This is a genomic window from Pseudomonas zanjanensis, from assembly GCF_014268745.2.
GTDB classification, from domain to species: domain Bacteria; phylum Pseudomonadota; class Gammaproteobacteria; order Pseudomonadales; family Pseudomonadaceae; genus Aquipseudomonas; species Aquipseudomonas zanjanensis.
In genome coordinates this window covers 2,400,279-2,425,182 of the sequence record NZ_JABWRB020000001.1, presented here as the reverse complement: position 1 = coordinate 2,425,182, position 24,904 = coordinate 2,400,279, and the positions used below count along the sequence as shown (strand labels likewise).

General features: G+C 61.7%; 21 protein-coding genes and 1 pseudogene. 12 read left to right on the top strand and 10 right to left on the bottom strand.

Going from position 1 to position 24,904, the window contains the following annotated elements:
* Positions 1-7 precede the first annotated feature (7 nt).
* The 3 genes from HU715_RS10075 (at position 8) to HU715_RS10065 (ending at position 3,068) form a co-directional block, all read left to right on the top strand.
* On the top strand, positions 8-682 hold the full coding sequence (locus HU715_RS10075; protein ID WP_186705809.1) for a DUF1028 domain-containing protein: 675 nt from the start codon (positions 8-10) through the stop codon (positions 680-682).
* A complete protein-coding gene (gene argE / locus HU715_RS10070) occupies positions 675-1,844 on the top strand; it encodes an acetylornithine deacetylase (protein ID WP_186705810.1) in 1,170 nt (389 codons plus the stop codon). Before HU715_RS10075 ends, argE begins: the two co-directional genes overlap by 8 nt.
* A gap of 243 nt (positions 1,845-2,087) precedes the next feature.
* The gene (locus HU715_RS10065) at positions 2,088-3,068 is read left to right on the top strand and encodes an ABC transporter substrate-binding protein (RefSeq protein ID WP_434576468.1); all 981 of its coding nucleotides are present in this window, start codon (positions 2,088-2,090) and stop codon (positions 3,066-3,068) included.
* Between the two features lie 716 nt (positions 3,069-3,784).
* Here the strand turns inward: HU715_RS10065 and HU715_RS10060 are convergent.
* The 5 genes from HU715_RS10060 to HU715_RS10040 all read right to left on the bottom strand — a co-directional run bounded on the left by HU715_RS10060 (position 3,785) and on the right by HU715_RS10040 (position 8,916).
* Positions 3,785-4,696 (bottom strand): LysR substrate-binding domain-containing protein, encoded by a 912-nt coding sequence (locus HU715_RS10060; RefSeq protein WP_186705812.1) that lies wholly within the window; start codon positions 4,694-4,696, stop codon positions 3,785-3,787.
* Between the two features lie 212 nt (positions 4,697-4,908).
* Positions 4,909-6,111, bottom strand: a complete 1,203-nt coding sequence (locus tag HU715_RS10055; RefSeq protein WP_186705813.1) for an NAD(P)/FAD-dependent oxidoreductase — start codon at positions 6,109-6,111, stop codon at positions 4,909-4,911.
* Positions 6,112-6,347: 236 nt separating this feature from the next.
* Positions 6,348-6,722, bottom strand: a complete 375-nt coding sequence (locus tag HU715_RS10050; RefSeq protein WP_186705814.1) for a response regulator transcription factor — start codon at positions 6,720-6,722, stop codon at positions 6,348-6,350.
* Between the two features lie 101 nt (positions 6,723-6,823).
* Positions 6,824-7,468 (bottom strand): response regulator transcription factor, encoded by a 645-nt coding sequence (locus HU715_RS10045; protein WP_186705815.1) that lies wholly within the window; start codon positions 7,466-7,468, stop codon positions 6,824-6,826.
* The gene (locus HU715_RS10040; protein ID WP_186705917.1) at positions 7,465-8,916 is read right to left on the bottom strand and encodes a sensor histidine kinase; all 1,452 of its coding nucleotides are present in this window, start codon (positions 8,914-8,916) and stop codon (positions 7,465-7,467) included. The genes HU715_RS10045 and HU715_RS10040 overlap by 4 nt, the downstream gene beginning before the upstream one ends.
* A gap of 678 nt (positions 8,917-9,594) precedes the next feature.
* Between HU715_RS10040 and HU715_RS10035 the strand changes: the two genes are divergently transcribed.
* Positions 9,595-10,536, top strand: a complete 942-nt coding sequence (locus HU715_RS10035) for a LysR family transcriptional regulator (protein WP_275957403.1) — start codon at positions 9,595-9,597, stop codon at positions 10,534-10,536.
* 25 nt (positions 10,537-10,561) lie between these two features.
* Here the strand turns inward: HU715_RS10035 and HU715_RS10030 are convergent, their stop codons facing one another.
* Positions 10,562-11,572 (bottom strand): GlxA family transcriptional regulator, encoded by a 1,011-nt coding sequence (locus HU715_RS10030; protein WP_186705919.1) that lies wholly within the window; start codon positions 11,570-11,572, stop codon positions 10,562-10,564.
* A 150-nt stretch (positions 11,573-11,722) separates the two neighbouring features.
* Between HU715_RS10030 and HU715_RS10025 the strand changes: the two genes are divergently transcribed.
* The 4 genes from HU715_RS10025 to HU715_RS10010 all read left to right on the top strand — a co-directional run bounded on the left by HU715_RS10025 (position 11,723) and on the right by HU715_RS10010 (position 16,462).
* Positions 11,723-12,715, top strand: a complete 993-nt coding sequence (locus HU715_RS10025) for a helix-turn-helix domain-containing protein (RefSeq protein WP_186705816.1) — start codon at positions 11,723-11,725, stop codon at positions 12,713-12,715.
* A gap of 70 nt (positions 12,716-12,785) precedes the next feature.
* Positions 12,786-13,718 carry a SphA family protein gene (locus tag HU715_RS10020; RefSeq protein WP_186705817.1) on the top strand — a complete coding sequence of 311 codons (933 nt, stop codon included), beginning with the start codon at positions 12,786-12,788 and terminating at the stop codon, positions 13,716-13,718.
* A gap of 12 nt (positions 13,719-13,730) precedes the next feature.
* Complete coding sequence (locus HU715_RS10015) at positions 13,731-14,987, top strand: MFS transporter (protein WP_186705818.1); 1,257 nt, start codon at positions 13,731-13,733, stop codon at positions 14,985-14,987.
* 17 nt (positions 14,988-15,004) lie between these two features.
* Entirely contained in the window at positions 15,005-16,462 is a 1,458-nt protein-coding gene (locus HU715_RS10010) for an amidase (protein WP_186705819.1), read from the top strand.
* A gap of 322 nt (positions 16,463-16,784) precedes the next feature.
* Here the strand turns inward: HU715_RS10010 and gstA are convergent, their stop codons facing one another.
* Positions 16,785-17,384 carry a glutathione transferase GstA gene (gene gstA / locus HU715_RS10005; protein ID WP_186705820.1) on the bottom strand — a complete coding sequence of 200 codons (600 nt, stop codon included), beginning with the start codon at positions 17,382-17,384 and terminating at the stop codon, positions 16,785-16,787.
* 113 nt (positions 17,385-17,497) lie between these two features.
* Between gstA and HU715_RS10000 the strand changes: the two genes are divergently transcribed.
* The 3 genes and pseudogenes from HU715_RS10000 (at position 17,498) to HU715_RS27640 (ending at position 19,843) form a co-directional block, all read left to right on the top strand.
* Entirely contained in the window at positions 17,498-18,403 is a 906-nt protein-coding gene (locus HU715_RS10000; RefSeq protein ID WP_186705821.1) for a transcriptional regulator GcvA, read from the top strand.
* A gap of 84 nt (positions 18,404-18,487) precedes the next feature.
* Positions 18,488-19,255 (top strand): annotated as a pseudogene (locus HU715_RS27645) (PAS domain-containing protein); the annotation flags it as partial.
* On the top strand, positions 19,229-19,843 hold the full coding sequence (locus tag HU715_RS27640) for a methyl-accepting chemotaxis protein (protein WP_371914866.1): 615 nt from the start codon (positions 19,229-19,231) through the stop codon (positions 19,841-19,843). The pseudogene HU715_RS27645 and the gene HU715_RS27640, both read left to right, overlap by 27 nt.
* Here the strand turns inward: HU715_RS27640 and HU715_RS09990 are convergent.
* From HU715_RS09990 to HU715_RS09980, 3 genes are all read right to left on the bottom strand, one after another.
* Positions 19,824-21,473 (bottom strand): ATP-binding response regulator, encoded by a 1,650-nt coding sequence (locus tag HU715_RS09990; RefSeq protein ID WP_189656154.1) that lies wholly within the window; start codon positions 21,471-21,473, stop codon positions 19,824-19,826. The two genes, HU715_RS27640 and HU715_RS09990, sit on opposite strands and share 20 nt — an antisense overlap.
* 93 nt (positions 21,474-21,566) lie before the next feature.
* The gene (locus HU715_RS09985) at positions 21,567-22,064 is read right to left on the bottom strand and encodes a hypothetical protein (RefSeq protein WP_186705823.1); all 498 of its coding nucleotides are present in this window, start codon (positions 22,062-22,064) and stop codon (positions 21,567-21,569) included.
* Between the two features lie 319 nt (positions 22,065-22,383).
* Entirely contained in the window at positions 22,384-23,022 is a 639-nt protein-coding gene (locus tag HU715_RS09980) for a response regulator (protein WP_186705824.1), read from the bottom strand.
* A gap of 101 nt (positions 23,023-23,123) precedes the next feature.
* Here HU715_RS09980 and HU715_RS09975 point away from each other — a divergent pair, with 101 nt between their 5' ends.
* The gene (locus HU715_RS09975; RefSeq protein ID WP_186705921.1) at positions 23,124-24,731 is read left to right on the top strand and encodes an ATP-binding response regulator; all 1,608 of its coding nucleotides are present in this window, start codon (positions 23,124-23,126) and stop codon (positions 24,729-24,731) included.
* Positions 24,732-24,904 lie beyond the last annotated feature (173 nt).

Sequence of the window (24,904 nt, the reverse complement as noted above, 5' to 3'; positions counted from 1 at the left end):
GCGGAGCATGACCTTTTCCATCGTTGGACGCTGTGCCGAAACCGGCCAGTTGGGCATCGCCATCAGCTCCTCGAGCATTGCCGTCGGCGCCCGGTGCCCCTGGTTGCGGGCGGGGGTCGGCGCGGTGTCGAGTCAGAACATTACCCTGCCGGCCCTGGGGCCGCAGGTGCTCGATGAACTGGCCGGTGGCCAGGTGGCGCAAGCGGCGCTGGAGCGGATCCTGGGGCGCAACGGCTACAGCCAATACCGCCAGGTGGCGGTAATCGATGCCGAGGGCCGCACGGCGATGTTCAGCGGCGAACATACCTTGGGCGCTCACAACGCCGTGGCCGGTGAGCAATGCGTGGCGGCCGGCAATCTATTGGCCAACGCTGCGGTGATCGAGGCCATGGTCACCGCCTTCGAGCAGGGCGGTGGCTGCCTTGCATCACGCTTGATGAGTGCGTTACAGGCCGGGCAGGCGGCGGGCGGGGAGGCTGGGGCGGTGCATTCGGCAGCGCTGTCGGTGGTCGATGACCTGACGTGGCCCGTCGTCGATTTGCGGGTGGACTGGGCCGAGGAAAACCCCATCGGCGAGTTGGAAAAGCTCTGGCTCGCCTATCAGCCGCAACTGCAGGATTACCTGACCCGCGCGCTCAACCCGACCCTGGCGCCGAGTTATGGAGTGCCGGGTGATGAGTGAGCTGCGCAGCCGGGCGTTGCTCGAACGGTTGGTGGGCTTTGCCACGGTCAGCCGCGATTCGAACCTGGCCTTGATCGAGTTCGTGCGCGACTACTTGCAAGGGCTGGGCGTGGATAGCGAGCTGATCTACAACGCCGAGGGAACCAAGGCGAACTTGCTGGCGAGCATTGGCCCGTCGGTGCCCGGTGGCGTGGTGTTGTCCGGGCACACCGATGTGGTGCCGGTGGACGGGCAGGCCTGGACGGTCGATCCGTTCCGACTGACCGAGATAGACGGCAAATGGTTCGGGCGCGGTACGGCGGACATGAAGGGATATCTGGCTTCGGTGCTGGCGGCGGTGCCGATGTTTCTGTCCAGCCCGCTGAGCCGGCCGGTGCACCTGGCGTTTTCCTATGACGAAGAGATCGGTTGCCTGGGCGTGCGCAGCCTGTTGGAGGTGTTGCCACAACGCATCCCTCAACCGGCCTTGTGCCTGATCGGCGAACCCACCCAACTCCAACCGGTGTTGGGGCACAAAGGCAAGTTGGCGATGCGTTGCCATGTTCGAGGCGCGGCCTGCCATTCGGCCTATGCACCTTACGGTGTCAACGCCATCGAGCAGGCCGCGCGCCTGATGGTGCGACTGAGCGAGATCGGTGCAGAACTGGCCGAGCCGTCACGGCACGACCCGCGCTTTGCCCCGGCGTTTTCCACGGTGCAGGTCGGCGTGATCCAGGGCGGTACGGCATTGAACATTGTCCCGGCCGATTGCCGTTTCGACTTCGAAGTGCGCGCCTTGCCGGATTTCAATCCGCACGTGGTGGTCGAGCAATTGCAAGGTTATGCGCAACAGACCCTGCTGCCGGCGATGCAGGCGGTGGCGGGGGATACGGCGATCCGTTTCGAGCCGCTGTCGGCCTACCCGGGCCTGGCCACTTCGCCTGAAAGCGCGGCCGCCCAACTGGTTGCGCGACTGTGCGGCAGCGACGCTTTCAGCACCGTCGCCTTTGGCACCGAAGGCGGCCTGTTTCACCAGGCCGGCGTGCCGACGGTGGTCTGTGGCCCCGGCAGCATGGACCAGGGGCACAAGCCCGACGAGTACGTGAGCGTTGAACAAATGGCTGCCTGCGATCGCTTGATGGATCGGTTGGCGAGCTATCTCAGTGAACCCAATGGTCCGTGACCAGGAGATGCCGAGGTGAACGATTTCCGTTGCAGGAAAATGCTGGCGGCCCGTGATGCCGCCATCAACGAATGGGCCGACCAGAGCCTTATTGCTGTAGACCACACCGCCCGCGCTTACGGCCACCCTTGAGTCCCGTCGCCGGCTCGTGCGGGCGAGCCGGCATTTTCGAGGAACCGCTCCATGTCCAGATCCTTGCGTTGCAATATTGCGTGTGCATTGGCGTTGTTGAGTTCCAGCGTCATGGCCGCGCCCCAGAGCTTGACCGTGATTTCCTTTGGCGGTGCCACCAAGCAGGCCCAGGACAAGGCCTACTTCCAACCCTTCAACGCCAGCGGTGCAGGAAGCATTGTGGCCGGCGAATACAACGGTGAGCTGTCGAAGATCAAGGCGATGGTCGCGGCCGGTCACACCAGTTGGGACGTGGTCGAAGTGGAAAGCCCGGAGCTGTTGCGGGGCTGTGAGGAAGGCTTGTTCGAAAAGCTCGACCTGACAGGCCTTGGCGACCCGGCGAACTATGTGCCGGGTGCGCTCAATGAGTGTGGTGTCGCCACCTATGTGTGGTCGATGGTCTTGGCCTATGACCAGACCAAGCTCGCCAAGGCACCCAGGTCCTGGGCGGATTTCTGGAACGTCGCCGAGTACCCGGGCAAGCGCGGCCTGCGCAAGGGGGCCAAGTACACCCTGGAGATCGCCTTGCTGGCCGATGGGGTCAAGTCCCAGGACTTGTACAAGGTGTTGAACACTCCCCAAGGCGTATCCCGGGCCTTCGCCAAACTGGACCAGATCAAGCCGAACATCCAGTGGTGGGAGGCCGGCGCGCAACCGGCGCAATGGCTGGTGGCGGGGGACGTGGCGATGAGTGCGGCCTACAACGGGCGTATCGCGTCGGCGCAGAAGGAAGGCATGAAGTTGAGCATTGTCTGGCCCCAGAGCCTGTACGACCCGGAGTACTGGGCCGTGGTCAAGGGCACCCCGAACAAGGCCCTGGCCGAGCAGTTCATTGCCTTTGCCAGCCAGCCGCAGGCCCAGAAGGTATTTTCGGAAAACATCCCTTATGGGCCGGTGCACCGCAAGACACTGGCGTTGTTGCCGACGGCGGTACAGGAACAGTTGCCCACCGCCGAGGCCAACCTGGCTGAAGCCCAAGCCGTGGACGCGGAGTTCTGGGTCGACCATGGCGAGGAACTGGAACAACGGTTCAATGCCTGGGCGGCTCGCTAGACAGCGAACCGCGCTTTTGACGAGCACCGCTTTGTGTATGGCTGGAGAGTGGGTGGGGCATTCAAACCCCATTCACTTGCAAAGACCGACCTGTGGCGAACACAGCCTTTTTGTGGCGAGGGAGCTTGTTCCCGCTGGGCTGCGCAGCAGCCCCAACGCGTTCACCGCGGTGTGCCAGGTTGATTGGGTCAGCTTGTTTTGGGGGCGCTTCGCACCCCAGCGGGAGCAAGCTCCCTCGCCACAGGGTCTGGTGTTTGACTGGGCGGTGGTGTGGGTTATTCAAAATCCATTATTGGCGACCACCAACCTGTGGCGAACCCCGTTTTTTTGTGGCGAGGGAGCTTGCTCCCGCTGGGCTGCGCAGCAGCCCCAACGCGTTCACCGCGGGGGGGCAGGTTGATTGGGTCAGCTTGTTTTGGGGGCGCTTCGCCACCCCAGCGGGAGCAAGCTCCCTCGCCACAGGGTCTGGTGTTTGACTGGGCGGTGGTGTGGGGCATTCAAACCCCATTCACTTGCAAAGACCGAACCTGTGGCGAACACAGCCTTTTTGTGGCGAGGGGATTTATCCCCGTTGGGGCGCGAAGCGGCCCTAAAAGCTGACAACCTGGTGTATTAGACAGATTGGGTTGAGTGCTTAAGGGGGCTGCTGCGCAGCCCAACGGGGATAAATCCCCTCGCCACAAGGATTAATGTCTGGCGGGGTGGTGGCATGGGCATCAGGCCAGCCATTGCTTGAACTGTTCTTTGCAGTAATCCACGAACAATTGGGCCGGTTTGGTCAGGTGGGCGCGCTTGAGCCAGCCGGCCACCAGCGCCGAACCGGTCACGTCCTCGGCGATGTCGACGCACACCAGGTGCTGCCCGTCGTAGGTGCAGGTGGAGTGCGGGCGGGTCACCAGTACGGCGAAGCCGAAGGACTGGCCGACCATGCCTCGGACCATCTCGATGGACGGCGAGCTGAACACAATGTTGGGCGTCAGGCCCAGCTCTTCGAAGATGCTCACGAAGTAGGTGCGACTGGGCTGTACGTCCAGCAGGATCATCGGTTCGAGGGCCAGGTCACGCAGCGACACCTGGGCCTGATCGGCGAAGCGATGGCCCGCCGGCAACAGCGCATAGGGGCGTTGCGGTGCCGTCAGTGCTTCGGTCTCGATGGTGCTGTCGAGGTCGTGTTCATAGAAGATCGCCAGGTCGAAACGCCCCCCCGTCAGGCCCTGTACCAGCTCCTGTTGTTCGCCATCCTGTACGCGAATTTCCACCCCGGGAAAGCGCTCGCGGAAACCGGCGATCAGCCGCGGCAGGTAGAGCGGGGCGACGGTTTCGAAGCAGCCGATGTCGATCTGCCCGCTGACCACGTCGTTGTCGGCCAGCGCGTTCTGCTCGAACTCCCGGGCCATGCGCAACAGCTCCTGGGCCTTGCGGTAGAAACGCGCGCCACCGGGCGTCAACGATACGCCCTGGGCGTGATGACGAATGAGCAGTTGCACGCCGAAACTGTCTTCCAAGCCCTTGATGGCGGTGGCGATCGACGGTTGGGCGATGTACAGCTTGCGGGACGCTTCAGCGACGCTGCCACATTCGACGGTGGTGACGAAGTACTTCAGCTGACGCAAGGAATAGGACGCCACGGCACACCTCGATCCGGATGATTTCTGCCTACCTTACCTTGTGCACAAGGCGTAAGGGGCGGGCATTGCTACGGATTTTGCTGGGCAGTGACGATATTCAACCTGGCTTGGGGACGTGCGCCTAAAAAAAAACGCCTGCCCAAGTATCGTTGGCAGGCGTCCGGGAAAGACCGGCGCAGAAAGGAGGGACTGGCCGGGGTCGGATACGGGACTCAGGCTACCGGAATCGATGGATCGGCCGCGGCCAGGGCGGTCGCGCGATCAGCCGCCGGCGGATAGATCCACACGGTGTTGATCTGGGTCTTGAGCTCCTTGGCTTCTTGCCCGACCAATTTGAGTTGGCGATCCCAGCCTTCGGTATACACCGCGCCCCAGGCACCGAGGTCCAGGCAGGTCACGTACTTGGGTTGGCTGTAGGCCATCGGCGCGACGCCCAGCAAGTCGGCCGCGACGTTATTGCCGGCATAGCGGCCCAGGGCGATGGCGTGCTGGCAGGACATCGCGGCGTAGTTGCCCAGGGTGTCGGTGGCGGCGTAGGCCACGTCACCGGTGGCAAATATGTCGTTCTGGCCCAGGACTTTCAGGTTGGCATCGACGTGCAGGCGACCCTGGCGATCACGGGTGCCGGGAACCTGCTGGGTCAGCGGACTGGCGCGGAACCCCACGGTCCAGATCACGGTATGGGACTCGATACGCTGGCCGCTCGACAGGGTAACGCCACCGGCATCCACCGACTCGACCGAGGCGTTGAGGACCCATTCGATACCCAGGTGCTCGGACGCTTCGACAATGGACGGGCGAATACCGTCGCCCAACGCTGCGCCGATCTGCGGTCCGCGATCTACCACGATGACGCGGATGTCCGCGTCATCGCCGAGGGCAGCGCGCAGGCGTGCGGGCATTTCGGTGGCGGTTTCGATCCCGGTAAAGCCGCCGCCAGCCACCACCACCGTGTTGCGGGCCGGGCTGTCTGGCAGATTTTTCAAGGATTTGAGGTGGGCCTCGAGACGGGTGGCCTGTTCGATTTCATCAACGTCGAAGGCGTGCTCGATCATGCCTTCGAGGTCAGGGCGAACCAGTTGGCTGCCCGCCGCGAGCACCAGGCGGTCGTAGCCCAGGGTGCCCTGGGTGCCGAACACATCCACGTAGCCAACCCGCTTATTGTCGACATCGATACTGCTCGCCGAGCCTTGGACGAATTTCACGCCCACCGCGTCGAACAGGTCACCCAGCGGTGCGGCCATGGTATGGACGTCTGGCTCGTAGAAGCGAGGTCGGATGCGCAGTTCAGCCTGGGGGGCCAGGACGCTGATCTGCACGTCATTGCGATCGTGTTGGTCCAGTAGGCGGGCGGCGCTCAATGCGCTCCAGACTCCGCCGAAACCTGCGCCAACAACCAGAATATGTTGTTTCATGATGAGCTCCCGAAGACAAAATCGATACGTTGATTTGTTTAACTGTTTCAGCGTGACCGTGTCGCGAACTACTCCAAAAATGCCGGGCTTCAATGAATTGATATCGAGCACATTCAGTTTCGGTTCGCTGTGGGAAAGCTTATTGGCAGGACCTGTGTTTAACACTTCTACATAAGGTCATCGGGGCTATGCCTGGGTAGGGGTGATCTATACGAAGGTATGAAGGGGCGCAGTGGTCAAGCAGACCGGGTGAGTACCGACTCGATGCAGGCGATCAACTCAGCGCAGTCAAAGGGTTTCGGGAAAAATGCCACTGGCTTGGGTGCAGCAACGCTGACACGAGGGGGGACGCCGGGATATCCAGTGATGAAGATGATCGGGATAAGAATGCCCAGGGTCGCCAATCGATCGTACATTTGAATACCGGTCATGCCGGGCATTTGAACATCCGATATCAGGCACGCCGTGCTTTCAAGTTCACCAAAAGATAGAAAATCCAAGGCGCTGGCGTATGTTTTAACTTGGTAACCATGGGAACGTAACAAGCCATCCAATGCAATTCGAACTGACTCATCGTCATCAATGATTGAAATAATTGCCGTGTTGGACATGTCGATACCTGGAGGTGATATCAGGTAGCCATAAAGGCGCCCGTGTCACTGCAAGATACGCCGTCCGATGGTTCCGCCAAGTATACGTGGGTATGAACTTTCTAATGCTTGCCGCGCAGTTCCAACACCTGGGCCATGCGCACCAGATCGGCGAACGAGCGCGCGCACATCTTGCGCATGGCCTGGCCGCGGTGAATTTTTACGGTGATTTCACTCAAGCCCAGTTCCCCGGCGATCTGCTTGTTCATCAGGCCCGACACCGCCAGCGCCATGACCTGCTGTTCCCGGGGCGTCAAGGTGGCGTGGCGCTCAAACACTTGCTGATGGCCGCGTTCGGACTCGCGCCGCTGGCGGTCCTGGTGATGGGCGGCGGTCACGGCGTCGATCAGGTCTTGTTCGCGGAACGGTTTGGCGAGGAAGTCCACGGCACCGGCTTTCATCGCCCGCACGGTCATGGCGATGTCACCGTGACCGGTCATGAACACGATCGGCAATTGAACATTGGCGGCGGCCAGCTGCCGTTGGCAATCCAGGCCGCTGGTACCTTGCAGCCGGACATCCAGCACCAGGCAACTGGGCACGTCTGGCCTGGGATGGCCCATGAACTGCGCGACCGAACCGAACAGATGGACCTGCAGGCCGATGGAGCGCAGCAGGCTACCAAGGGATTGGCGCAGCGGTGCGTCGTCGTCAACGATATAGACGATGGGGTCGTTGTCGATGACCGGGCTCGTTATGGCGTTCATTGGCTGCTTGCCGACAGAGCGGTGCAAGTGAGCCGCGGCAGCGCGAACCTGAACGAGGTGCCTTGGTCGGCCTCGCTGGTCGCCCAGATCCTGCCGTCATGGAAGTCGATGATGGAGCGGCAGATGGAGAGGCCCATGCCCAGGCCGTTTTCCTTGGTGGTAAAAAACGCATTGAACAATGACGGCAGGACCTCGGGCGCAATGCCGGTTCCGTGGTCGGTCACCTCCAGCAGCACTTCGTCATTCTCCGTCCAGGTGCTTATGTGCAGAGTTCGTTCGTGGACCTTGACCCCATCCATGGCGTGGCAGGCATTGATGATCAGGTTGATGATCACTTGCTGCAGTTGTACCCGGTCCGCGCTGATCCGGCCATCGGGCGCTGCCAGGTCCACCTTCGTCCGGACTTTATGATGCGCCAGTTGCTGCTGGACCAGGTTCAGGGTCTCGCGAACGATGTCGTCCAGTCTCTCGGGTTGGCGCAACGGATCGCACTTGCGCGACAGCGCCCTGATACCGCTGATGACCTCGCTGGCGCGACAGCCGTTGGCGACGATCCGATCGAGACAATCCAAGGCTTCCCCAAGGTCCGGCTCGGGACGTTCGAGCCACCGGCGGCAGGCCTCGCCGCTGCTGGTGATGGCCGTCAGCGGCTGGTTGACCTCGTGGGCAATGGACGCGGCCATTTCCCCCAGGGAGGTCAAGCGCGTGACGTGGGCCAGTTGGCTCTGGGCGCGGAACAGCGCTTCTTCGGCCTGCTTGCTGGCCGTCACGTCCATGAGTGCGCCGAGGTACTGGCATCGGCCGTGCTGGAGCAACAGGGGGCTGGCGATCATGTGGATGTGCTTGATGCGTCCATCCGGCATCAGCAGGCGTAGCTTGACCTCGATCTGCGGTTCGCCAGCGGCGGCCTGTAGGAAAACCCCACGAGCCAACTCCAGGTCTTCAGGGTGGGTGCGCTCGAGCATCATCGACACTGTCGGTGTCTTGTTGGGCGGGTACTCGAAGATCCTTGCCGACTCTAGCGACCAGGACAGCGCTTGCCGATCACCGCGAAAGCCCACGCTGCCTGTCTGGCTCAGGCGCTGGGCGCCGATCAGGTAGGCCTCGTTGTGCCGTAGATTGTCGCAAGCCCGCTTGCTGCGCAGGGCCAGGAAGGCGATCGCCGACAATGCAGTCAGGCAGCGGAAGAAGCCGGTGGTCGATTCCCAGCGGTGATAGCCGCCGTTGTACAAGAACATCGCGGTGAGCAGGCCCATGCACATCAGCGCGACGGTGATCACCAGGTTGATGGAAAACAGGTTGGCTGCCATTAACAACAAGGTGATGTACAGCAGGGTCGGGGCCAGGTCGGAATGGGTTTCGGAATTGATGATGAAAATCCCGCAGGCCACCACCAGGCCCACCGCCCAGCCCAGGGCATTGACCAGTGGGTGGGTGCTGATGCCCATCGACGGCCGAGACCCACCCTGGCTTGGCGTGTATCGCAGGCTGTCATAGACATGCTTGAGCATCGCGGAGGGTAGGGGCACGCTGGCAGACCTTCTGTTATTACATGGTCTCGCTCTGGGATGTCGGGGGCAGAGCATCGACTCGTATCTTACGAAGCGCGGCTTTGCCTGAGGTAGGACATATAACCCTGAAATCCCGCCAGGCCGTGACAAAGAGGGGGCCGCTGCGCGGCCCAGCGGGAGCAAGCTCCCTCGCCACAAAGTGCACTGTTCGCCACAGGTTGGGGGCGCAAATAATGGGATTTGAACAATCCACGCCATCGGCCAACAAAACACAAACCTGTGGCGAGGGAGCTTGCTCCCGCTGGGGTGCGAAGCACCCCCAATCCAAGCGGACTGGATCAACCTGGCACACCGCGTTGACAGTGTTGGGGCTGCTGCGCAGCCCAGCGGGAGCAAGCTCCCTCGCCACAAAGGCAGGGGGCGTCCGGCGTGGGTGTATACCGAAGTATCGATGGCATGGCCCAAAGGGTGAGACGAGTGTCCCCACGTACAACAGACCGGGTGCGCCGCGGGGATTACGCTTTCAACACCTCGTCGCCGTAGGCCTTGATGGAGGACGCAGGCGATGAACGTGTCCACTCCTGACTCAATGGCCTGGTGCCTGGGGCGACGACTATGATGAACAGAAATGACCTGCGTCGTGCTGACATCAACCTGCTGGTGGTCTTCGAAACCATGATGCACGAGCGAAACGTGACCCGCGTCAGCGAAAAGCTGTTTCTCGGCCAGCCAACGATCAGCAGCGCCCTGGCGCGGCTGCGGTTGATGTTCGATGACCCCTTGTTCATCCGTTCCGGACGGTTGATGGAGCCGACCTCCCGGGCGCAGGAAATCTTCTCCAATCTGTCACCGGCCCTGGACGGCATCGCCGCTGCCTTGAGCCGTTGCCAGGCATTCGAGCCGGCCACCAGCGAGGCGACCTTCCATGTCGGCCTTTGCGATGACGTCGAGTACGCGTTGCTGCCGGAGCTGTTGCGCCGCCTGCGGGTCGAGGCACCAGGCACCACCTTGGTGGTGCGCCGGGCCGATCAATGGCAGGTATCCCAACTGTTGGCCAGCGGCGAGATTTCCCTGGGCATCAGCCCGACCCTGGAACTGCCGGCCAATGCCCGGCGCAAGACACTGCGGCCAATTCGACCGATGCTGTTGCGCGCCGACTCGCAGCCCGGCGAACTGACCTTGGACGAATTCTGCCGTCGGCCCCACGCCGTCGTGTCGTCCATGGGCAATGTCATCGATGATTCGGACCGCGCGTTATGCCTGATGGGCCGCCAGCGCCGAGTGGTCTTGACCGTGCCGCAGTTCAGCGCCTTGCCCATGCTGTTGGCCGAGAGCGATATGATCGCCATCGTGCCGGATTACGTTGCCCAGGCCATGGCTGTGACGACCGGCATGCGCGCGCAAGCGGCCCCCATCTGCTTGCCCCAGCACGCGCTTTCCATGGTCTGGCGCGGCGCCTCGCACAATGATCCGGGGGAGCGTTGGTTGCGTTCCCGTTGCAGCGCGCTCCTGGCCGAGCAGGGCGAGTCGCAGGAGGGATCCAGGCAAGTGGCCTGACAGGACGACGCCGCAGGGCTCGCGCTCAGCGGGAAAACCGGTTGCGATACTCCCGGGGCGAAATCGACAGGTGGCGCTGGAACGTGTGGCGCATTCGTTCCTCGTCCCCGAAGCCGCAGGCGCGGGCAATCTGGTCGATGTTTCGCTGGGAGTCTTCGAGCATTCGACGCGCGGCTTCAAGGCGGAACATTTCCACGGCTTTGGCCGGGGTTCGCCCGGTGTGGCGTTTGTAGACCCGGGCAAAATTGCGTGGGCTCATCCTGGCTTGGCGGGCCAACCGCTCGACGGTGAGGTCATTGTCGTCCAGGTGTTCGGAGATCCAGACGTGCAACTCGTCGAACCCGGCGCTCTCCTGCATCTGCAATTGCAACAGTTGGCTGAACTGCGCCTGCCCGCCGGGGCGCTTGAGAAACACCACCAGCTCACGGGCCACCTGCAAGGCCACGTCGCGACCGCAGTCGGCTTCGACCAATGCCAGGGCCATGTCGATGCCGGCGCTGACCCCGGCCGAGGTCCACACGTTGCCCTGCTGGATGAAGATCGCATCGAGGTCCACCTCGATCGACGGGAACCCACTCTTGAGCATCTCGCACATGGCCCAATGGGTGGCGGCCCGGCGTCCGTCCAACAACCCGGCCTGGGCCATGAGGAAGGTGCCACTGCACACCGATGCGGTGCGCCTGGCCTGGGACGAAGCATCGCGCAGCCATTGCACCAGGTCGACACAGTCGATCATTGCCTGCCGTATGTCCGGTGCACCGGGGACGATCAGGGTGTCGATGAGCGTCCCATCAAGTTCATGCAGGGCACGGGTAGCCACGACCAGGCCCTCGGCGCTTTGCATCAACCCGCCTGCCAGGCTGGCGGTGTGCATGGCGTAGCCGGGTAGGCCGCGTTCGGTCATGGCTTTGGTGGCGGCCCAGAACACGGTCTGGGCGCCGGTCAGGTCCAGCAGGCCCATCTGCGGGTAGGCGAGGAATACCAAAGTGCGCGGTTGGCAAATGGACTCGGCGACGATGCCGATATCCAGGGTCATTTCGTTCATGATCGCTTCGCGCTGGATTTTTGTCAGGAGAGGTGAAGGAGTCTATCCGTTTTCGGCACAATTGAACGAGTGGCCTGCCAGGCGGAATGGAACTTGCCTGGGTTTGATCCATAAGCCCTGGAATCATCAAAGGTCGGGTCAATGAACAATGACAACATGGCGCAGCCCGTGGTCTCGTCGGATGGGTTGCCGATGCTGCCGATCAATCGGTTTCGCACCACGGACATCGACGAGCACGCCCGGAACATGGGCGGTTGGCAGGTTTGCTATGACCAGTTGACCCCCGGGCGCTTCGACGGTGAATTGATCGAGTTCCGCTCGGAGTGGATGCAGCTGGTGCGCGACCGCTCTAACCAGGCCCTGACCAAGCAAGGCATGGCCTGGGAGGGGTCCATCACTTTCAGCGTGCCGCTGAGTGCGGACGGGCCGGTCTTTTGCTCCGGGCACCCGATTGTCGAGTCCAGCCTGTTGGTTGCCCGTGGCCATAACCTGCCTGAGCTGCGCACGCCTCAACATCTGGACCTGCTCGGTGTCGCCATCGACGAGCAGGCGTTGGAGCATGTGCTGGAACGACAGGGCAGTCGCTTTCGAATTACCGATCTTCCCAAGTGTTACCGTCTCGGCAACTCGACGTTGCCCGCCGAGCTTGCGGCATTGTTCGATGAGCTTGAAGGCGGCGAGCAGGGGCGTGACTCGTTACTGGGTTACGAGTCGATCCGCCGTGGCCTGCGTGACACGGTGATGCTGCACATACTGGAACTGGTGGCACCGGATGAGGCGCCGCCGCTCAACCCCACGGCGCGCAAGCGCATGGTCGACCGCGCTCGGGAATATGCCTTGACCCATGTCGATGAGCCGCTGTCGATCCTCGACCTGTGCAACCACATCGGTGCCAGCCGGCGAAAACTGCAGTATTGCTTCCAGGAGACGCTGGGCATCAACCCCGTGGCCTATTTGCGGGCGTTGCGCCTCAATGCCGTGCGTCGTGAACTGCGCAGCGGCGGCCATGCCCAAGGTGTACAGGAGGTGGCGGCACGCTGGGGCTTCTGGCATTTGAGCCGGTTTTCCAGCGACTATCGAGTGCTGTTCGGCGAGACACCTTCACAAACCCTGCGTCGCACGCATCTGTGCTGAAAACGGATAACGGCTGACTGGCCGGCTCCCTAGGATGACCCCTACACCACATGGTCGGGAGGGGCATTCGATGAATCAGAAGAATAAAACCAACGTCTTGCGCTGTACTGGGTTAACCCTGGGATTGATCGCTGTCTGTAGCGCTGCCCATGGCACCGAAAACGGTGCGCCGACCACGGCGTTCGGGGTCTACGACTTCGGCGCGGGGATGATGCCGCCGGCCACGCCCTTTGGCACCGTCGGCCTGCGCACCGCGTTCTACTCGGCCAACGTGCAGAAGGATCGTCACGGTAAGTCCGTGGACAACAATTTGTCCCTGGATATCTTGTCCCTCGGCGTCGCCTACATGCACATGACCGATTACACCGTGCTGGGCGCCAAGTACGGCTTCGGCGCCGTCGTGCCGTTCTTCCAGATGGACGCCTCGGTGCGGGTGCAGACACCCATCGGCCCGCTGGACCTGGAAGCCGATCCGTTCCGCATGGCCGATATACAGGTGCTGCCGGTGATCCTGCAGTGGACCTTGTCGCCGAACCTGTTCGTCAACGCCCAGTTCCAGATCCAGGCCCCCACGGGCGACTACGACAAGGATCGCTTGATCTCACCGGGTCTCAACCACTGGACCTTCTCACCGATCCTCAACGCCACGTACATCTCCGACAGCGGTTTCGAGGTGTCTTCGAGCTTCGAAGCCGACATCAATACGCGCAACCACGCCACCGACTACAAGAATGGCGTCGAGTACCGTCACGAGTTCGCCGTGGGCCAACACGTCGGCCCATGGACCGTCGGCGTGGGCGGTTTTTACTACCGGCAATTCACCGACGACGATGCGCCGGGCCTGGAAGCGGGCAATCGCGCCCGGGTGTTGGCGGTCGGGCCGGCGGTGAGCTACTTCAAGCCCGGCATACCCCCGGTGTGGCTGCACGTCTACAAGGAGCTCGATGCGCGAAACCGCGCCGAGGGCTACACCACGGCGCTGCGTATTTCTCACAGTTTCTAAAAGAGGCTCGCCATGAACCAGTCAAATTCCGTTTCACCGGCGGCCACTCCGTCGCGCCAGGCCGGTTGGCGCGAAGGCGGGGTGCTGATGCTGGGCAGCAGCCTGACGATCATGGGCGCGGTGATGGTCACGCCCATCCTGCCCAGGTTGGGCGCCGAATTCGGCCCCTTGGAACCGCGGGCCGATCTGCTGGTGCCGTTGGCGATCACCGGCCCGGCCCTGGCGATTGCCGTGTGCGCGCCTTTGGCGGGCTGGTTGGCCGACCGGGTCGGGCGCAAGGCCTTGCTGGTGATTGCCACGGTGCTCTACGCCTTGCTCGGCGCGTTGCCGGCCATGCTCGAGAGCCTGCCTTCGATTGTGGGGGCGCGGCTGTTGTTCGGCTGCACGGAGGCGGCGGTGATGACCTGCTGCGCGACGCTGATCGCCGACTATTGGCAGGGTGAGGAGCGGCTGCGCTACGTCAATCGCCAGGTGGTGACCATCGGCCTGGTGGGCGCGCTGTTTTTCGTGGTGGGCGGTGTGCTCGGCGAGCATTCGTGGCGCGCGCCGTTCCTGCTGTATCTGCTGCCGTTGCTGCTGGTGCCGGCGATGCTGAGAGTGCTCTGGGAACCGCCGGTGGCGAAGCCGCAACTGACCGAGCCGCGCGTCGACGCGTCGGGGCCGGCCAAGGTTGCCGTGCTGCCACTGCTGGCCGGCTACCTGATGATCCTGGGCGGCATGGTCCTGACGTTCGTCATGCCGATCCAGGCGCCGACGCTGTTGGTCAGCCTGGGCATCACCTCCAGCACCATGATTGGCCTGGCCGCGGGACTGAGCCTGCTGGCGACCTTGGGTGGTTCGCTGATGTGGCCGTTGCTGCGCCGGCGTTTCGGCATTGCCGGTTGCAACGCGCTGCTGCTCGGCCTGATGGGGTTGGGGCTGTGGCTGCTGATGCGCGGGCAAAGCTACAACGACGTGCTGGTGGCGGTGTTCGTCCAGGGCCTGGGGGCGGGGTTGCTGGTGCCCAACGTGATGGCGCCGGTGATGAATGCCTTGACCGCCAGCACCCGCGGCCGGGGCATGGGCGGGTTTACCTCGTGCCTGTACATCGGTCAATTCGTCAGTCCGCTGGTGGTGGCCTTGGTAATGGTCTTCGCCGGCGAGCTGCGTCATGCCATCCAGTGGCTGGCCCTGAGCAGTTTTGCCTTGGCGCTGCTCTGGGTCGTTGTCGGCCTGCGGAGAAGGGCTCAGGGACAAGCAAGCACCGTCGGCTCACATCAATCGTCGTGACATAAGGAACCTGAAACATGGGTATGCAAGACATTCACCAACTGATGGACAGTGAAGATGCCACGGCGCTGGCCGAGTGGGTCAGGCGTGGCGAAGTCCAGCCCGGCGAACTGCTGGAAACCGCCATCGAGCGCCTGGAACGGGTCGAGCCACAGCTTAATGCGGTGGCCGAGCGCTTGTACGATTCGGCCCGGCAGGCGGCGCGCACGCCACAGGTTGGCCAAGGCCTGCTGGCCGGTGTGCCGACCTTGATCAAGGATCTGTTCTCGCCGGTGCTTGGCGCGGCGATGACCAACGGTTCGCGCGCGCTGGGCGACTGTCGGGCGGATTTCGAATCGGAAGTCGTGACGCGTCTGCGCCGTGCCGGATGCCAGGTGATGGGCACCAGCACCTCGCCTGAGTTCGGCACGTCGTATTCCACCGAGTCCGCGCGCTTCGGTGCCACCCGCAACCCCTGGAGCCACGCACACAGTGCCGGTGGCTCCAGCGGCGGCGCTGCCGCGTTGGTGGCGGCCCGCGTGGTGCCGTTCGCCCATGGCAACGACGGCGGCGGTTCATTGCGCGTGCCGGCGTCCTGTTGTGGTGTGTTCGGGTTCAAGCCCAGCCGTGGCCTGATGCCGTCGGGGCCGGTAATGGGCGAGGGCTGGGCGGGGATGGGCACGCCGCATGCGATCACGCTGTCAGTACGCGACAGTGCGGCACTGCTGGATGCCACCGCCGGGATGGACCTGGGCGCGCCCTATGCCGCGCCGGTCCAGGCGTTGCCCTATGTGATGGCGGTGCAGGCGGATCCCAAGCCGCTGCGCATCGCCCTGGTCGAGCAGCTCGGGCCTTGGCCTACGTCACCACAGAGCCTTCAGGCAGTGGGCGAGGCCGCGCGGTTGTGCGAGGCGTTGGGGCATCGTGTCGAACCGGTGAGCCTGCCGGTGGGGTTGCTGGAGTTTTTCGACCATGTATTCACCATCATTGGCGCCAGCTCTCGGCACTATGTCGACCTGCTGGGCCAGATGCGCGGGTTTGCCGTGCAGGCGGAAGAGCTGGAGGTGCGTACCCGGATTATCTTGCGGGACAAGGGCAACGTCAGCGGCGCCCAATATGCCGCGGCGGTGGGATGGATTCATGCCCTCGGCCGGCAGTTGGCGGTATTCATGCAGGATTACGACGTGATCCTGAGCCCGGTGCTGACCCGCGAGCCGGTGCGGATTGGCGAGCTGGACCTGCAGGATGTGTGCATGAGCCTGGACCAACTGATCGAGCGCTACCACAGTTATTCGCCATTCACTGCACTGTTCAATGCCAGCGGTCAACCGGCGATGTCGGTGCCCTTGTCCTGGAACGCCAATGGCTTGCCGATGGGCGCGCATTTTGCCGGGCGCTTTGGTGAAGAAAACACCTTGCTGGCCCTGGCCGCCCAACTGGAACGCGCCCAACCCTGGCGCGGCCGAGTGCCGCCGGTCAACGCCTGCCGGCGGTGAAACGGTGGGAGTGGCTTGCTTGCTATGGCGTTGGGGCAGTGGGCTCATCATTGACTGACCCTCCGCTATCGCGAGCAAGCTCAGCTCCCACAGGGGGTTGTGGTGGTCGCGAATGCCTTGGACGACTCGAAAAACGGTGGGAGTGGGCTTGCTTGCTATGGCGTTGGGGCAGTGGGCCCATCATTGACTGGCCCTCCGCTATCGCGAGCAAGCTCAGCTCCCATAGGGGTTTGTGGTGGTCGCGAATGCCTTGGACGACTCAAAAAAACTGTGGGAGCGAGCCTGCTCGCGATAGCGTTGGGTCAGTTTGCACTGGGATGGATTATGCCGCTTCTGCCGCCATCGCCGCCCGGACGCTGGGCCGTGCCGCCATTCGGGCCATGAACGACGCCAGTACCGGCCAGTCGCCGATCGCGATGTTGAACAACGGCAACCAAGTCAAAACGGTGAATAGATACGCGTCGGCCAGGCCGAAGCGGCCCATCAGGTAATCCTGTTGCTCAAGGGCCTGGCTGAGGTAGTCCAGGCGCTTGAACAGTCTTGCCTTGAAGATTGCCTTGGTTGACTCGGCGATATCGGCATTGAACAGCGGGGCACAGCCGCTGTGGATCTCGGTGCTGATGAAGTTCAACCATTCCTGCAGACGAACTCGCTCCCAAGTGCCATTGGCCGGCGCAAGTGTATTTCCGGGGACCCGATCGGCCAGATACTGAACGATGGCGGGCCCCTCGGTCAGGACCTCACCGTTATCCAGCACCAAGGCGGCCACGTAACCCTTGGGGTTGATGCTAAGGAAGTCGCGTCCGTCGGCGGTGCGCTTGGTCTTGTTGTCGACCCGGATCAATTCAAAGGGCAAGCCCAATTCCCGCAACACGATGTGCGGGGACAACGAGCAGGTCAGGGGCGCGAAGTACAGTTCCATGGTTTCCTCAAGAATGGGGGATATGCCGGCAGAATCCGTGAAGACCGGAACATTTTCAAAGGACATCTTCAGTGCTAGCGTATGACAAAATCTCATGAGCATGCGCCCCCATCATGGCCGACAAAATCCCATCCTTGAACGGCCTGAAAGCCTTCGAATCGGCAGCTCGACACATGAGTTTTACCAAGGCTGCCGAAGAGCTGAACGTCACCCAGACAGCGATCAGTCATCAAATTCGCCGGCTCGAAGAGGAGCTGGGGGTGCGCTTGTTCTTGCGGCTCAAGGACGGTTTGGCCCTGACAAACGAAGGCCAGGCCTATTTCCCCGGCGTTCGTTCGGCCTTCCATGAGTTGCGCTATTGCACGGAGATGTTGCTGGAGAGCCGCAACAACAGTGTCTTGACGATCAGTACGCTGGTTTCATTTGCCTCCAAATGGCTGCTGCCGCGGCTGGCGTCGTTCCAGCAGGCGTGTCCCACTATCGATGTGCGCGTCACGGCGTCCACTGAACGGGTGGATTTGCGCAAGGGCGGCATCGATGCGGCCATCCGTTACGGTGTCGGCGACTGGAAGGGCGTGCGTGCCGACTGGCTGATGGCCGATGACATCTTCCCGGTGTGCAGCCCCAGGTTGCTGCAAGGTCCGACCGCGTTGCGGACCCCGGACGACCTGGCCCAGCACACGTTGTTGCAAATCAGCGGGGTGACCAGCGGCGATTGGAGCGCGTGGCTGAGCGCCGCCGGCCAACCCACAAAACTGGCCGAAGGCAGCCGGCTGACATTCGACCTGGCCATGATGGCCGTACAGGCAGCGGTGGACGGCCTGGGTGTGTGCATCGGTCGCTCAACCTATGTCGAGGATGACCTGAGGGCTGGACGACTGGTAGCACCCTTTGACCTGCGCTTGAGGTCCGACCTGGGCTTCTATTTCGTCACCCCCCATGAACTGGCCGATTCGCCAAAAGTGCAGGCCTTTAGAAGCTGGTTGATGGATTCGGTGGGTTTTGGCGCCGAAACATAATTACGCCGTACCGTTCAGCCCCCAGCCAACCCGCCGATATGAATAGAAGGTCCGGTTACTTTCAGGGTTCACCGAGGGTACGTCATGTTTAATAAAACACTAAAAAACGAACTGACGGCTAGGACGGCCGAATTGGCAACCTACAAGGGACTGGTCGGCGCCCTTGAGCGGTCGATGGCGGTTATCGAATTCAGTCCCGACGGCAAGGTGCTGCGGGCGAACGAGAACTTTCTGAAAACCATGGGCTACCGTGCGGAGCAAGTGACTAGCCTGTCCCATCGGGATTTCTGCACCCCGGCGCTGGCGGGCAGCGCCGAATACCGTGAATTCTGGAACCAGTTGCGCGCCGGTCAATTCGTGTCCGGCACGTTTCAGCGCCGCAGTGCTTCAGGCCAGAACGTGTGGCTGGAAGCCAGCTATAACCCGGTACTCGATGAACAAGGCCGCGTCGCGAAAGTGGTCAAGTACGCACTCGATGTGACTGTCAAAGTGGCCACTGAGGCCGAAACCCGTGGCCGGCTGGCGGCCCTCGACCGGGCCATGGCGGTGATCGAATTCGACCTGGGCGGCAACATCCTGACCGCCAACGACAACTTCATGAATGTGATGAATTACTCACTGGCTGAGCTCAAGGGCAAGCACCACCGGATGTTTTGTGAACCGAGCCTGGTGGGCAGCTCGGAGTACAGCGATTTCTGGCGTCGTCTTAACGCCGGTGAGTTTTTCAGCGGTCAATTCAAGCGCCTCGGCAAGAACGGCAGAGTCGTCTGGCTGGAAGCCAGCTACAACCCGGTCTACGACGCCGAAGGCAAGCTGTGCAAGATCGTGAAGTTCGCCAGTGACATCACCGAGCGGGTGGAGAAATTCGAAGAGGATTCGCGCGGCGCGTCCCGGGCTTACCACATTTCCGCCGAGACCGAGCGCGTGGCTGAACAGGGCGCTCTGGTGATCCATCAAACCGCCAAGGAAATGCGCGAAATCGCCGACAACATCGGCGCCTCCGCGCGCCTGGTTGGGCAACTGGGGGCGCGTTCGGAAGAGATCACCGCCATCGTCAACACCATTCGCGGCATTGCCGACCAGACCAACCTGCTGGCCCTCAACGCGGCCATCGAGGCGGCACGAGCCGGCGACCAGGGGAGGGGCTTCGCGGTGGTGGCCGACGAGGTCCGGCAACTGGCCGGGCGCACCAGTCGCTCCACGTCGGAGATTGCCGAAATGATCGGCATGATCCTCTCCGAAACCCGCGATGCCGTCGCGAGCATGAACGTCACCCATGAGGGCGCCTTGCGTGGCGTCACCCTGGCAGACCAGGCCGGATCGGTCATCGTGCAGATCCGGAACGGGACCACCGATGCCCTCGATGCGGTGAGTATGTTTGCGTCCAAGCTCGACGAGTCCGAGGTGATTCCCAAGACGGCTATCGGCTGGGTGGGTTGAGGTGAGCTGAGTCCACGCCCTTGCGATCCATGCGCTTGACGAGCTCGAGCAATACCGCTCGCAGCTCCGGCGGTCGCACGGGCTTGGCCAGCACCGAGATGTTCAGGCTGTGCAGCGATTGACGTATCCGCTCGATCTCATGCCCGGTGATGACCAACGCCGGGACTTGCCAGCCGCGCTGCTCGCGTATCGCGGCAATGCACTCGGCGCCCGAGACTTTCGTGCCCAGGTCGAAATCGGCGATGACAATGTCGCCATCGCTGGTCAGTCCCTCGCCGTCGCTGTGGGTTTCAACCTCGCAACCCCATTTTTCCAGAAGTGCCGACGTCGCCATCAGAACGTTGGCGTCGTCCTCTACCAAGCACACCCGTAATCCGTCCAGACGATGCTGGACGGGCGTCACCTTGGGCTCCATGGCCCTTGGCGCCGCCAGCTCCAGGCCGCTGATCGCCACTTGGGTGCCTTGGCCGACCTTGGAGCGGATGTGTATATCGACGTCGAGTATCTGGCTGATGCGCTTGACGATGGACAGGCCCAGGCCAAGGCCCTCGACATCCTTGTCTCGGACATGGCGCACGCGGTAGAACTCCTTGAACACTTCGGGCAAATGTTCGGCGGCGATGCCACGGCCCTTGTCGTAGATCACCACGGCCAAGCGCTTGCCCCGGCGCCGTACGCCAATCAACACCGGCTGGCCAGGCGCGTATTTGAGGGCGTTGGACAGCAGGTTCTGGACCATTGTGGTCAGCATGCCTGGATTGACGTTGACCCAATAAGGGCAGGTGCGCAGGCGCAGTTCGACCCCGGCCCAGCGAGCCGCCTCGGTGTTCTGCTTGACCACTTCTTGCAATAGAGTCCCTAAGTGAATGGTGTCGGCCTGAGGTACGAGCTTGCCGTGGTCCAGGGTGTAGATATCGAGGATCGAACGGAACAACTGCGAGACGGTGTGCAGCGAGCGGTCGATATTGTCCACTAGCCGCAGTTCTTCCATGCCCAGCCTGGCGTCACGCAGGCAGGCGGTGAACAGGCCGATGGAGTGGATCGGTTGGCGCAGGTCGTGGCTGGCCTGGGCGAGGAAGCGCGACTTCTCCTGGTTCGCGGCAATCGCCTCTTCCGAAGCGATACGGGTACGGGTCAGCAGGATATGCGCATAGGCTGGCACCACGATGGTGGTGACGATCAGCATGAGGAACATGTAGGGCTGGGTACGCCAGAAGGGCTGAAGGCAGAAAATCACCACCAGGGTCGCCAGCGCGATAGCGGTTGCCAGCGCCAGGTAGCGCGAGCCGAAACGCATGCCATTACCCAAGGTTACCCAGAGCAGTGCTGCGTAGATCGGCAGTGCAGTTTCACCTCCCAGCACCATCGCGAACGCGATGCCTGTGTAGTCATGCAGCATCGTGAACAGGCGTCGCCAGAAGAAGTGTCCCGGCCAGCGCTTGATGATCATGCGCAGGAACACCGAGACGAAAATGAACGTGCCGATGTAAATAATGATGGGCACGTAGCTGGCGGCGTCTTCTGGATACAGGCCGGCCAGGATGCCGATATACACGAGCGCACAGGCGCTGACGGTCAGGCGTAACGTGGCTTGGTCGAATTCGCTGTTCTTTTCCACCGGCTTTGGCATCTCAAGACTTCTGATGCCTCCAAGCGTAGCCGCTAGCCTGGGTGAAAGTTGGGGACAGGCTGGACGCCGTCCCCAACGGATGGCGCCATTGCGTCAGTAGACCCTGTAGTACTTCACAACGTCGTCGACGAAATAGATGGTCAATACCGAACCCTGGGTCTGGCTTTGGCCTGTTTTCGTGCCGGTCACGCTGCTGACGTCGTTGGCCACGGTTTGTGCCTTCGCCAGTTGTGCCGAGGTTTCATACATCTTCAGGCTCGTTTCGGTCGACACGTACTTATGGGCCAGCTTCATGTACTTATCGAGGCCCTCATCATTCTTTTCATAGGTCCAGTTCGACTCGTTGCTGGTGCTGGTCGAATTGAGTTCCTCGTTGGTCGGCGCACCGAACATCTGCGTGATCTGGCCTTTTGTCGTCTTGCCCGGAATGATCGTTTGCTTGAGGTAGGTGACGTCGTATTTCTGGGTTCCCTGGTTCAGGGTGTTCATCAACTTACCCAAGTCCCCGGTGTTTGCACAGCCGTTGAGTACGCCCGCCAGCACGCACAGTGCCAATCCATTTCCAAGTGTTTTTCCATAGTTGAAGGACATAATGACTTTCCTTGAGTTGATGTCAGGACCCTTCCACTTCAACCGGGCAGACGGTGAAGTTGATCCAGCATTGCGCCGCCGATCGATTTATTTAATCCACGGGCTTGGCACGCCGTAACTTTTCAATAGGCACAGTGATACGGCACGGCGTCTGTATGGCGCGTTGGTTTTGTTTTATGTTTGGCTGTTCGAGCCGCTTTTTTCAGAGCGTCTTCAGCTTAGGGGGAGAGTACGGAGCGAAGCTATAGTACAAGTGTGCTATGGCCTTGGCGGCGGGCAGGGGGGATAACGCTCAATGATTATTCACGACGTCATACCTTCACGTCTGCGGTTTGCCCAACCATCGGCCATCGCCTGAAACGTTGGGAAATTGCGCCGCAGCCGCTGAACGTGTGGGAACACCCAGGGATTTGAGCAGGCTTGAGACATGGATGCGTACCGTGAAGGGGGAAATGCCCAGCGCCCGGGCTATTTCCTTGTTGGTCTTGCCGGCGGCGATCAAACCAAGCACTTGTCGCTGACGAGCGGTCAGTTGCGAAAGTGCATCATCGAGGATGGCGTTTTCCGCCTGATACTTGACCACTACTTCGCCTTCGCGAATCGCCATGATGGCGTCGGCGATATCGGCGGGGTCGATATTCTTGCCGATGAAACCGTCGGCACCCAGCGCCATGACCTGGGAAATAACATCCCTGTCATCCACCATCGAAACCACAATGATCGAGGTGCGTTTGAATTCATGACGCAACTGGCTTATGACCTGCAGCGATTTAATACCGGGGAAGCGCAAATCCAGCACCAAGGAGTCCACTTCGATGCCGGACCGCGCCAGAGCCAGCACTTCGTCCAGATTACCAGCTTGTTCTATGGTGGCCGTCGGCAGAAGCCGTTCAATGGTCCTTAACATACCTTCGCGAAACAAAGGATGGTCATCGGCCACAATAACTCGGCAGGTCATGCTTCAGATCCTTCTGACTTCAAGTTCGCGCATCGTAACCTAAACTGCCCCCTTGGGTTTCAAGTTTGAAACAACTTTCATGTTGGAATAATCCTTTGAATATGACGGAAAAGAATAGCGAGCTTGATCAGGCGACGTTGAGGTTGACGGTCGGTGCCTGCACCGCGCTCTACATCATTGTGGTGGCCTGTCTGGCCAGTGATTTCGAAACCTATGTACCGATCCTGTGGTACATGGCCTTTTTCTTTGGTGCCGCGGTCCCGCTGCGGATGGCGATCAAGCGTTGGCCCGGGCACTTTTTCCTGCGTCGTCTTTTTGCGATGACCCTGGATTACGCAAGCCTCGCCTTCGCCTTGATCGTGGGTGGGGAGGGACTGCTACCGGTGTACGCTGCATTGCTCTGGGTCACGTTGGGCAATGGCATGCGTTTCGGCTCGCGCTACCTGGCGCTGGCAACCGCTATCGCCCTGGCGACCCTGGTGGTGATTTTCCTGCTCACGCCGTTCTGGCGTGGCCAGCCCTACCTGTTCCTGATGCTGATCGTCACCACCATCGTGGTGCCTGCCTACGCGCATATCCTGCTGACCCGTACCCGCATCGCTTCGGAAGAGGCGACTGCCGCGAACCAGGAAAAATCCCGCTTCCTGGCCCAGGCCAGCCATGACTTGCGCCAGCCGATTCACTCAATCGGTTTGTTTACCGCTTGCCTGCGCGATGCCCGGCTGGGGCAGGAAGAGTTGCGACTGGTAGACAATATCGACCGCTCGTTGCACATCGTGTCGCAGCTGTTTCGTTCGATCCTGGATATCTACACCCTCGATAACGGCCAACTTGAACCGCAGGCCGAACCCGTGCACCTGGGCACGTTGCTCCAGGACGTGGTCAAGCAGAACACCGAAGCCGCCCGCTGGGCCGGTGTCGAGTTGCGCCTGCGGCCTTGTCGGCACTGGGTCAATGTCAACGCCGGGCTGTTGGCGACCATGGTGCAGAACCTGATCTCCAATACGCTCAAATATGCCCCCGGCCAACCGGTGTTGATCGGCGTGCGTCCCAGAGGCCGTGGCGTCGCCATTGTCATTTACGACAAGGGCCGGGGCATTGCCGCCGAGCATCTGTCCGAGGTATTCAAGGAGTTCTATCGGGTACGCCACGTCCGGGACAAGGACGTCGAAGGGCTGGGCCTGGGGTTGTCCATCGTCAAGCGCATCAGCCAGTTGATCAACCTGGACATCCGGTTGGACTCCCGGCTGGGCAAGGGTACACGCGCGATGATCCAGGGGCTGGAAACGGTCGCGCCAAGGGTCGCGGCACACAGGCCGGTGCCCACGCAAGGCCGTTTGCAGGGTTTGCGGGTGTGCCTGGTAGAGGATGACGCCAACGTGCTGATGGCGACGTCCGCGCTATTGGAGAAATGGGGCTGCGAAGTGGAAACCCATAGCGACGGGGTCGGCGTGACCAGTGACTGCGACATCATCATTGCCGACTTCGACCTGGGTACGAAGGTCTCCGGTTCCGAATGCATCGCCGCGATTCGGGAACAACGGGGCTGGGAAGTCCCCGCCATGATCATGACCGGCCATGACATCGAAAGAATTCGTCATTCGCTGCACCACATGAACATTTCAATCCTGGCCAAGCCCGTGCGACCTCCGGAGTTGCGGGTGACCCTGCTCGAATTGACCAAGCATTTCGCCCGTGTCAGGACCTGAGCCCATCCTTCCATTTTATGAAACGGTGGATTGCAGTTTGTGCGTATTCCTGCGCAGCCGCTTTGGGCAGAAGATGACGCCAGCCACTTGCACGCCCGTGCAGAAGCTGGCGGAGAATCCCTAACCGTAGCGCACTGGCGCAGGCATTCATGCTGCGGGTGCGAGGAGTCGCT

Coding starts and splice junctions, on each gene's coding strand:
- HU715_RS10075 (WP_186705809.1), top strand. CDS start 8: ATGACCTTTTCCATCGTTGGACGCTGTGCCGAAACCGGCCAGTTGGGC.
- argE (WP_186705810.1), top strand. CDS start 675: ATGAGTGAGCTGCGCAGCCGGGCGTTGCTCGAACGGTTGGTGGGCTTT.
- HU715_RS10065 (WP_434576468.1), top strand. CDS start 2,088: ATGGCCGCGCCCCAGAGCTTGACCGTGATTTCCTTTGGCGGTGCCACC.
- HU715_RS10055 (WP_186705813.1), bottom strand. CDS start 6,111: ATGAAACAACATATTCTGGTTGTTGGCGCAGGTTTCGGCGGAGTCTGG.
- HU715_RS10050 (WP_186705814.1), bottom strand. CDS start 6,722: ATGTCCAACACGGCAATTATTTCAATCATTGATGACGATGAGTCAGTT.
- HU715_RS10045 (WP_186705815.1), bottom strand. CDS start 7,468: ATGAACGCCATAACGAGCCCGGTCATCGACAACGACCCCATCGTCTAT.
- HU715_RS10040 (WP_186705917.1), bottom strand. CDS start 8,916: ATGGGCATCAGCACCCACCCACTGGTCAATGCCCTGGGCTGGGCGGTG.
- HU715_RS10035 (WP_275957403.1), top strand. CDS start 9,595: ATGATGAACAGAAATGACCTGCGTCGTGCTGACATCAACCTGCTGGTG.
- HU715_RS10030 (WP_186705919.1), bottom strand. CDS start 11,572: ATGACCCTGGATATCGGCATCGTCGCCGAGTCCATTTGCCAACCGCGC.
- HU715_RS10025 (WP_186705816.1), top strand. CDS start 11,723: ATGAACAATGACAACATGGCGCAGCCCGTGGTCTCGTCGGATGGGTTG.
- HU715_RS10020 (WP_186705817.1), top strand. CDS start 12,786: ATGAATCAGAAGAATAAAACCAACGTCTTGCGCTGTACTGGGTTAACC.
- HU715_RS10015 (WP_186705818.1), top strand. CDS start 13,731: ATGAACCAGTCAAATTCCGTTTCACCGGCGGCCACTCCGTCGCGCCAG.
- HU715_RS10010 (WP_186705819.1), top strand. CDS start 15,005: ATGGGTATGCAAGACATTCACCAACTGATGGACAGTGAAGATGCCACG.
- gstA (WP_186705820.1), bottom strand. CDS start 17,384: ATGGAACTGTACTTCGCGCCCCTGACCTGCTCGTTGTCCCCGCACATC.
- HU715_RS10000 (WP_186705821.1), top strand. CDS start 17,498: ATGGCCGACAAAATCCCATCCTTGAACGGCCTGAAAGCCTTCGAATCG.
- HU715_RS09990 (WP_189656154.1), bottom strand. CDS start 21,473: ATGCCAAAGCCGGTGGAAAAGAACAGCGAATTCGACCAAGCCACGTTA.
- HU715_RS09985 (WP_186705823.1), bottom strand. CDS start 22,064: ATGTCCTTCAACTATGGAAAAACACTTGGAAATGGATTGGCACTGTGC.
- HU715_RS09980 (WP_186705824.1), bottom strand. CDS start 23,022: ATGACCTGCCGAGTTATTGTGGCCGATGACCATCCTTTGTTTCGCGAA.
- HU715_RS09975 (WP_186705921.1), top strand. CDS start 23,124: ATGACGGAAAAGAATAGCGAGCTTGATCAGGCGACGTTGAGGTTGACG.